This is a genomic window from Streptosporangium sp. NPDC049046 (assembly GCF_040649155.1).
Lineage (GTDB): Bacteria > Actinomycetota > Actinomycetes > Streptosporangiales > Streptosporangiaceae > Streptosporangium.
Genome location: NZ_JBEZEZ010000070.1, coordinates 1 through 7372, shown reverse-complemented (window position 1 = coordinate 7372; position 7372 = coordinate 1). Strand labels below are relative to the sequence as shown.

6 protein-coding genes and 2 pseudogenes are annotated in these 7372 nt (G+C 69.2%); 6 read left to right on the top strand and 2 right to left on the bottom strand.

Annotation, left to right across the window (positions count from 1 at the left end; all coding sequences use genetic code 11):
* Both AB0B96_RS40575 and AB0B96_RS40570 read right to left on the bottom strand, forming a co-directional pair.
* A pseudogene (locus AB0B96_RS40575) lies at nt 1–542 on the bottom strand (hypothetical protein); the annotation flags it as partial.
* Nucleotides 543–550: 8 nt separating this feature from the next.
* The gene (locus AB0B96_RS40570) at nt 551–1780 is read right to left on the bottom strand and encodes an acyl-CoA dehydrogenase family protein (protein ID WP_350950397.1); all 1230 of its coding nucleotides are present in this window, start codon (nt 1778–1780) and stop codon (nt 551–553) included.
* Between the two features lie 306 nt (nt 1781–2086).
* Here AB0B96_RS40570 and AB0B96_RS40565 point away from each other — a divergent pair, with 306 nt between their 5' ends.
* The 6 genes and pseudogenes from AB0B96_RS40565 to AB0B96_RS40540 all read left to right on the top strand — a co-directional run.
* Complete coding sequence (locus tag AB0B96_RS40565) at nt 2087–2722, top strand: GNAT family protein (RefSeq protein ID WP_362907611.1); 636 nt, start codon at nt 2087–2089, stop codon at nt 2720–2722.
* 5 nt (nt 2723–2727) lie between these two features.
* On the top strand, nt 2728–3030 hold the full coding sequence (locus AB0B96_RS40560) for a hypothetical protein (RefSeq protein ID WP_362770330.1): 303 nt from the start codon (nt 2728–2730) through the stop codon (nt 3028–3030).
* Between the two features lie 259 nt (nt 3031–3289).
* The gene (locus tag AB0B96_RS40555) at nt 3290–3853 is read left to right on the top strand and encodes an LmbU family transcriptional regulator (RefSeq protein ID WP_362522351.1); all 564 of its coding nucleotides are present in this window, start codon (nt 3290–3292) and stop codon (nt 3851–3853) included.
* Between the two features lie 43 nt (nt 3854–3896).
* A complete protein-coding gene (locus tag AB0B96_RS40550; protein ID WP_362907609.1) occupies nt 3897–5702 on the top strand; it encodes a fatty acyl-AMP ligase in 1806 nt (601 codons plus the stop codon).
* A gap of 31 nt (nt 5703–5733) precedes the next feature.
* Nucleotides 5734–6849 carry a DegT/DnrJ/EryC1/StrS family aminotransferase gene (locus AB0B96_RS40545; RefSeq protein WP_362907607.1) on the top strand — a complete coding sequence of 372 codons (1116 nt, stop codon included), beginning with the start codon at nt 5734–5736 and terminating at the stop codon, nt 6847–6849.
* Nucleotides 6850–6881: 32 nt separating this feature from the next.
* Nucleotides 6882–7372, top strand: a pseudogene (locus AB0B96_RS40540) (hypothetical protein); the annotation flags it as partial.

Genomic DNA, 7372 nt, shown 5'->3' with positions numbered 1-7372 from the left:
GTCAGGTAGTGGCCGCGCATCCGGGCGAACAGGTCCAGGCTCCAGAGCATCCGGGCGTGCGCGGCCCCGCTCGCCTTCGCCGCGATCGCACCGGCGTGGGTGACGGGCTCCCAGATGACCAGGTCGGGTTTCCAGTGCCGGCAGAAGTCGGTGAGCTCCACGATCATCGGGTCGTTCACCACCCGGCACCACCACGGCACGAACTTCCCGCCGTAGCCGTCCTTCAGATACTTCCAGGTGAGCTTCTCCGGCCGCTCCTCCGCCAGGTCGAAGAAGGAGGACTCCCGCTCCTCGGAGGCGGCGCCTTCGGAAACGGCGTCCCTGGAGGCGGCGTCCCTCTCCTTCGTCGTGCTCACCAGCCGGTGCAGGATGTGGTCCTTGCCGACGGGCACCGCGGTGAGGCCGGCGCCGGTGATGACGTCGGTGAGCTCCGGCTGGCTCGCCACCCGCACCTCGTGACCGGCGTTGCGCAACGCCCACGCCAGCGGCACCATCCCCAGGAAATGAGTCTTCTCCGCGTACGCCGTGAAAAGAACGCGCATGACCTCTCCTAACCGTTCTTCACGGCTCCCAGGGCCTGGGCGCTCAGATAGTCGACGGCGTCGATGTAGGTGTAGGGCTGCATGAAGCCACCCGCGCGCACGTCGCGGTAGAGCCGCGCCAGTGGGTGGGAGGCCGAGAAGGAGGCGCCGCCGATCAGGCTCTGGGCGTCGAAGACGACGGCGGGCGCCAGCTGGTTGACGATCAGCTTCGCGCACTGGAACGGCGTCATCATGGCCGGTCCGCGCTCCCGGGGGTCGCCCGTGTCGTCGTAGGAGAGCCGGTCGGCGCGCGCCAGGGCCGCCGCGACCGTCGACCTCATCGTGAAGAGCCGCGCGTCCATCTCCGCCACCAGCGTCCGCGCGGCCGCCGCCCCCGCGGCTCCCCTGCGGATGAGGGTCGAGACCGCGATGTCGCGCGCCGACTGGGCGATGCCGGTGTAGATCCCCAGCATGGTGATCGAGCTCACCGTCTGCCCCGCGAGCATCGCGAGGTCCTGCTCACCCGCGGGCCCGCGCAGGACCACGTCCTCCGGGGGGATGACGCAGTCGTCGAACACGATGTCGACGCTCCCGGAGGCCCGCATCCCCAGGCCGTCCCAGTTGTCCAGTACGCGAAGCCCCGGGCAGTTCCTGGAGAGCACCGCCATCCCCGACTGGGGACGCTGTCCGGGGACGCGCGTCTGCGCGTACACCGCGAAGTCCGTGGCGATGGGCGCCATGCTCACCAGGGTCTTGCCGCCCGACAGCAGCCAGCCGCCGTCGGCCGTCTGCGTCAGCGTGGTCGGACGCCGGTCGCGGGGGATGTCCTTCACCCCCGTGGAAACGACCGCCTCGCCGGAGCCCATGCCGCGCAGCAGCCGCTCGGCCAGCGTCCGCGCGAGCGCCGGTCCCGTCCGCCACTCGTAGGTCAGCGTCAGCGCCCGGCTGAGCTGCATGTGCAAGGCGAGCGCCGTCGAGGCGTCCGCCTCGGCGACCCTCAGCAACGCCAGGGAGACGTCGTGCAGACGATCGACCCCCAGGCCGCCGAGCGCGCAGGGCACCGTGGCGCCGAGAACCCCGCTCCTTCGCAGGTCCTCGAAGATGTCACGCGGGAAGGTGCCGCTGCGGTCGTTGTCCGGGGCCGCGGCGGCGATCGCCGGTAGGTGCGTCTCGACGAGGCCGATCAGGTCGCGGCCCTCGGGGGTGATCGGCTCGCGGAGCTCTCCCGGCATCACGGCGTTCTCGGTGTGCACTGTCATCAGCCCATCCCGCTTCCCTGCGTTCGCACGTCGGCCCGCTGCCGCCGCATGCACCATAAACGACTTTTCCGCCAGCCGCCTAAGAAATCAACCGGGAAATTATGCACGATCCAGGAAATGGCATTCCATGGGCATTGGGGACGGCCGGAGAATAGCTTGACCCACCGATCACCCGGAACTAGCATCTGTCCCGCTGGCGAGACGGACCCGCCGCTTTGATGCAGGGGATGACAGTCACCCGGCCGGCTCGAACAATACCCCGGGTAATCCCATTCAGCCGCAACGCCGAGTTGAAGGTGGAAGAACGTGCTCTTTCCCCACACCAAGACCAGAAGGACGCTGCTGCGCCATGCCAATCCTCCGGAGGGCGTCACGGCGCACGACCTTCTCCTGAAGGCCGAGCTGAACGACCTGCCCTCGGCGGAGGTGTTCGGCGCGCTGTACTCCAAAGAGGTGTCCGCGCAGTTCATCGTGGAGCGGCGGGACACCGACAGGGTCGTGGGATACGTCTCGTTCCACCATCTCGACCTCTCGGGACAGCACGTGCGGGCGAGCTTCTTCACCGATCCCGCCGCGGCCGGCAACGGGGTCGGCGCGGAGGTCATCCTGATGACCGTCAACTACGCCTTCGCCATGTGGAACGTCAGAAAGATATATTTCTGGACCACCGAGACGGATTTCGCGGCTTTCCGTACGGCCTTCAACTCCGCCTACAAAGAGGCGACTCTCCCCGAGCATCTTTACGATCGCGGAGCGCTGCGAGACGTGCATATCTACGCCGTCTACCGCGAGCAGTGGGAGGAGCACGGCACCGAGCTCCTCAATAAGCTCGCGCAGGGGCCGGGCGAACGCCGGGAGGCGGCATCCACCGCGTCCACGGTATCCACCGTATCCGCAGTGTCCACCGATTCCGCCGAGGCATCCGAAGGAGAAAAGAGTTGACCGAGATGTTCGTTTCCGACCAGAAGAAGGAAGTGCGCGAGCAGATCGAGCGCGAGGCGCTGAAGATCGTTCTGTTCAGCTCCTCCGAGCTCGCCATTCCCGAGCTGACCGACCTGGGGGAGATCCCCGAGCCCAGCGATCTGGGCAACCTCGACTCCTTCTCCATCATCCTCCTCATCCTCGCCCTGGAGGACACCTACGGCGTCCCGCTCCTGGACGACATGGCCGGTTTCACCGGGAGAAACTTCGACGACCTGGCGGACTTCGTCATCGAACGTCTCCCTCCGCGCGCCGACGGCCAGAAGTAGCGCCCACGGGCGGGACAAGCACGGTGAGCGGGGAAAACGGCCTTGACCTGGCCTCCGTCACTCATCTGTCAGGGCGTCTAGATCTTGTCTAGAACTCTCCCGTGGCGCCTAGGGCAAACTCTCAGCCATCGACGACCCGCCGGGGCGAAAGGGCGTGACAGATGTGACAGGCGTTAACGGTTACCCAAGTCTTGCGACCACACATCACGGGCAGGCCAGACCGGCCGGCAACGCGCGGATGGCGCTCGACGCACCGGGCATGACCAGGAGAACGGCTCTCTCACTGCCCCCCGGTATGTCGCTGACCGCCTGGAGCCGCCTTGGCCGCCAGATCTTCATCATCTCCGACTCCTCCGCCTGGTGGCTGGGAGACTGGCTGATCTACGGCCAGGCGCACTATCCCGACCGCTACAAGCGGGCGATCGCCGAGACCTCCCTCGACTACCAGACGCTGCGGAACTACGCCTGGGTGGCCCGGCAGTTCAGTCTTTCCAGGCGGCGCGACAAGCTGAGCTTCCAGCACCACGCGGAGGTGGCCAGCCTGCCGGAGCCCGACCAGGAGATCTGGCTCAACCGGGCGGAGAAGGGCAGCTGGTCGAGGAACGAGCTGCGGCGGCGTATCAAGGCGGAACGCAACGGCGGCACCGCCGACGAGGTCACCCACATTCAGATGAACATCATCGCGGAGCAGAAGAAACGCTGGCAGGAGGCCGCGGAGAGCACCGAGCAGGATCTGCTCGTCTGGATGGTCTCCAACCTGGACCGCGCCGCGCTCGCGGCGCTGGAGTCGAGGAAGGCCGGCGCGCTCCCCCAGTCCGCCTGACCACGGGGCGGCGAAGCCTCAACGAGCGGACGGAGAAGACAGCTTGGACCCCGATCACGGCGCGTCGCCACAGGACGTCATCGAGACCGCCGTCACCACCCCTCGGGGATCGGAACGCCTCCGTCTCCGCTACCTGCCCGACAGCGTCGGCCGCTTCGCCAGGACCTCGGGCTCCTCCCCCGCCGTCACCTTCGTCGAGTACGGCATGCGCCGCGACACCGGCCGCAGGGAGAAGAGCTCGCGGACGATGAGTTACGCCGAGCTCGACGAGCGGGCCCGCGCGGTGGCCGCGGTCCTCCAGCGGCGGTGCGAGCCCGGCGATCGGGTGGCGGTGCTCTGTCCCCACGAGCCGGCGTACGTGGTGGCGTTCCTCGCCTGCCTGTACGCCGGTCTCGTGGCGGTGCCGCTCTACGCGCCCGAGGCGCTGCGCAGCAACGAGCGCCTGCGATCGGTGATGGGGGACTGCGAACCGCGGTGCGTGCTCACCACCTCCGCGGTTCACCCGTCCGTCCAGCGGCTGCTGGAGGGGATGGAGCGCCCGCCCGAGCATCTGGTCCGCGTCGACGAGGTTCCCGTGGCCGACGCAGCGCACTGGCGCAGGCCGGACATGCGGGCGGAGGCGGTGGCGTACCTGCAGTACACCTCCGGCTCGACCGGCACCCCGTCGGGCGTCCGCGTCACGCACGAGAACATGACCGTCACCAACTACCAGATCAGGGCACACTGGCCGAGTTCGGTCGTCGCGTCGTGGGTGCCGTTCTTCCACGACTTCGGACTCGTCTGCGCGATCACCAACCCGCTGGGCGCGGGCGCGCACTCGGTCAACCTCAGCCCGATGGCCTTCGTGCAGGATCCGTACCGCTGGCTACGCATGATCTCCGACTACCGGGCCGACTGGAGCGTCGCGCCGAGTTCCAGCCTCGCCCAGTGTGTGCGCCGGGTGGCCGTCGAGCGCAGGGGCGAGCTCGACCTCGGCTCGCTGCGGCTCCTCACGATCGCCGCGGAGCCGGTGTACGCCGAGTCGACCGAGGCGTTCATCTCGGCGTTCGCGGCCGGCGGCCTGGCGCCCACCGCCCCCGCCCCCTGCTACGGCCTGGCCGAGGCGACCCTTCCGGTGAGCGCGCCGCCGGTCGGCGAGGGCATGACCGACCGCTGCTTCGACCGCGCGGACCTGGCCGCCGGCATCGCCCGCGAGTGCCCGCCGGGCAGCCCGGGTACCGTGCGCGTCGTCTCCTGCGGGGTACCGAGCCTGGGGGTGTCGGTGCGGATCCGCGACGAGGAGGGCCTGACCTCGCTGCCGGAGGGGAGGGTCGGCGAGATCTGGGTGAGCGGGCCCAATGTGGCGGACGGTTACTGGAACCAGCCGGAGCGGTCGGCGGAGGTCTTCGCGAAGCACCTCGCCGAGACCGGCGGCGAGCTGCTTTCCGGCCCCTGGCTGCGGACGGGCGACCTCGGTTTCCTGTTCGGCGGCAACCTCCACGTGGTGGGCCGGGCCAAGGACATGATCATCATTCGCGGCCGGAACCACTACCCGGACGACATCGAGGCGACCGTTCAGGCCGTGCGAGACGTCGGCTCCGAGGGGGCGGCGGCCGCGTTCTCCAGCGAGGCCGAGGGCGAGGAACGGCTCGTCGTCCTCGTCGAGGCCGGCCCCGCGCTCATGGCGGCCGAGCAGGACGACAGGGAGGCGGTCCTGCGCGTCCTGCGCCAGGAGATCACCCGCAACCACGGCCTGGCCGCGCACGACCTCGTCCTCGTACGGCGCGGCAGCCTGCCGCGGACGACCAGTGGAAAAATCCGCCGTGGTGCCTGCCGCGAGCAGTACCTCCGCGGGGAGTTCGACCACTGAGCCGAAGTGGCTTCCCTTCCGGAGGTGATGCGTGATCAGGCCCCTTTTCGTCTGGGACTATCTGCAGGAGTACGAGAACGAACGCGAGGACATCCTCGACGCCGTGGACACCGTGTTCCGCTCGGGCCAGCTCGTGCTCGGGCGCGGTGTGCGCGACTTCGAGGCGGCCTTCGCCGCCTACCACGGCGTCTCGCACTGTGTGGGCGTCGACAACGGGACGAACGCGATCGTGCTGGGGCTCCAGGCCCTGGGTGTCGGGCCGGGCGACGAGGTCATCACCGTGTCGAACACGGCGGCGCCCACGGTCGTGGCCATCGACGCCGTCGGCGCCACCCCGGTCTTCGTCGACGTGCACGAGGACACCTACCTGATGGACGTCGGGCAGGTGGAGGCGGCGATCACCGAGCGGACCCGCTGCCTGCTTCCCGTGCACCTGTACGGTCAGTGCGTCGACATGGCCCCGCTGCGGGAGATCGCCACCCGGCACGACCTGCTGATCCTGGAGGACTGCGCGCAGGCGCACGCGGCCCGCCATCACGGCAGGATCGCGGGTTCAATGGGCGAGGCGGCCGCGTTCTCCTTCTACCCGACCAAGGTGCTCGGGGCGTACGGCGACGGCGGGGCGACGATCACCTCCGACCCGGAGGTGGACGCGGCGCTGAGGCAGCTGCGCTACTACGGGATGAGGGAGCGCTACTACGTCGAGCGGACGCCCGGCCACAACAGCCGGCTCGACGAGGTGCACGCCGAGATCCTGCGCCGCAAGCTGACCAGGCTCGACGGCTACGTCGCCGCCCGCAGGGCCGTCGCGGCCCGGTACGCCGAGGCGCTGGCCGGCACCGACGTCGTCCTGCCCGCGGTCGCCCCCGGCAACGAGCACTCGTACTACGTCTACGTGGTCCGCCATCCGCGGCGCGACGACATCATCGAGGCGCTCAAGCCGTACGGCGTGTCGCTCAACATCAGCTACCCGTGGCCGGTGCACACGATGTCGGGGTTCGCGAAGTTCGGCTACCGGGCGGGGACGCTGCCCGTCACCGAGTCGGCGGCCGGGGAGATCTTCTCGCTGCCGATGTATCCGTCGCTGACCGAGGGCGACCAGACGAAGGTGGTCGAGTCGCTGCTCAAGGTGCTGGCGGCGCTGTGACGGGCGACCGGCCGGGCCGGCCGATGCGTGTGGTGTTCGTCACCTATGCCGAGAAGACCCATTTCCTGGGGATGGTGCCGCTGGCGTGGGCGTTGCGCAACGCCGGTCACGAGGTGCGGGTGGCGAGTCAGCCGGAGCTCAGCGACGTCATCACCGGCGCCGGCCTCACCGCGGTGCCCGTCGGCAAGGACCACATGCTGCACCGGCTGCTCACGCACGCCGAAAGCCTGGATCCCGACGGGCCCGCGCCGTTCGACATGGCGGAGAACCGGCCGGAGATGCTCACCTGGGAGTACCTGCGCCGGGGCTATCACGACGAGCTCGTGCCGTGGTGGTGGCGGGTGGCGAACGATCCGATGATCGTGGAGCTCACCGACTTCTGCCGGCACTGGAAACCCGATCTCGTCATCTGGGAGCCGGCCTCCTATGCCGGTGCGATCGCGGCGAAGGCGAGCGGGGCCGCGCACGCCCGGATGCTCTGGAGCCTGGACCTGTTCGCCCGGATGCGCGGCCACTACCTGAC

Bases quoted from the DNA above. Each gene is read 5' to 3' on its own strand.
- AB0B96_RS40570 (WP_350950397.1), bottom strand. From the start codon at position 1,780: ATGACAGTGCACACCGAGAACGCCGTGATGCCGGGAGAGCTCCGCGAG.
- AB0B96_RS40560 (WP_362770330.1), top strand. From the start codon at position 2,728: ATGTTCGTTTCCGACCAGAAGAAGGAAGTGCGCGAGCAGATCGAGCGC.
- AB0B96_RS40555 (WP_362522351.1), top strand. From the start codon at position 3,290: ATGACCAGGAGAACGGCTCTCTCACTGCCCCCCGGTATGTCGCTGACC.